Raw genomic sequence first — 681 nt, 5'->3', positions numbered from 1 at the left:
TTAAATTCATTGTATATTTGGGTTTGCTTTTTCTTTTAACTGGGTGTTGGGACCGAACTGAGCTATCAAATGTTTCAATTGTTACAGGTATGGCTGTAGATAAAGGCGAGTCGTTCAAATATAGGTTAACAATTGAGACTACAGAAGCAAGAGAAATGAGTTATCAAACCGCGGTAGGATTAGCCCCGTCAACAGTTTCTTCGATTGAAGGGAATAATATTGGAGAGCTAACCCAAAAGTTTAATATTATAAATGCTACTCGTCCTATCTATTCTCATACAAGGGTGTTGGTACTGAGTGAAGAAATAGTAAGGGAGGGGTTGTTAGAATTCATGGACTTTTTTGATCGAAATAGAGAAATAAGGGGTGACTTTGCTATTGTCATTGCAAGAGGTTCAAATGCTGGTGACATCTTGAAAGTGAACAACATGTATAAAAAAAGTCCATCATTAAAACTATTCACTCAAGTCAATACTATGCAAAAAGATTGGGGAGGAGCTCCTGATGTTAATTTAAATGATTATACCCGAATTACTAACTCATATGGACAAGCACCAGTATTGCCAGCTGTAAAATTAGTTGGTGATCCTAAAAAGGGAGGGAATACAGAAAATATGAAGAGCATCGACCCAGAAAGTGAAATAGTAATTGATTCCATGGGGGTTATTAAGCTTGGAAAAC

The 681-nt window shown here is 36.6% G+C and carries 1 protein-coding gene; it reads left to right on the top strand.

Annotated features, from left to right (window positions below):
* Positions 1-89: 89 nt before the first annotated feature.
* The coding region (locus tag AC0B9F_RS37990; protein WP_472010361.1) for a Ger(x)C family spore germination protein at positions 90-681 on the top strand (592 nt) is incomplete at its 3' end.

Source organism: Streptomyces sp. NPDC097129 (assembly GCF_055668065.1).
This window is presented reverse-complemented; position numbering and strand designations above follow the sequence as displayed.